The 289-nt window shown below is 38.1% G+C and carries 1 protein-coding gene; it reads left to right on the top strand.

The genetic code is table 11. From position 1 onward, the window contains the following. The coding region (locus tag C1G53_RS09665) for a prealbumin-like fold domain-containing protein (RefSeq protein WP_153046705.1) at positions 1-289 on the top strand (289 nt) is incomplete at both ends.

The raw sequence follows: 289 nt of genomic DNA, 5'->3' as shown, positions 1-289 counted from the left end.
TGAGACTGGAACTATCAGTTTTGAATCTGGTACTAGTGAGCGTATTATTAACCGCCCTCCAACTTATAAAGTTAAAGTGCAGAAAATTGATGCACTGACTGGACAGAAAGTAACTGTGCAGACACGTATTGGTATTACGGATAGCCAAGGGAATGTAATTGATGGGCAAATTGCAAACTTTGACAATGGAGAATTTAGCTTTCCTAAAAACTTTACCCCAGGAACTTACTATATCAAAGAAGAAAAAACTCCATCGGGTTATATTGGCTTATCAGGTTTGGTACCATTC

Origin of the sequence: Streptococcus suis, from assembly GCF_002960445.1 — a bacterium.
Taxonomy (GTDB): Bacteria; Bacillota; Bacilli; order Lactobacillales; family Streptococcaceae; genus Streptococcus; species Streptococcus hyiners.
The sequence above is the reverse complement of the archived record's forward strand: the minus strand, read 5'-3'. Positions and strand labels throughout refer to the sequence as shown.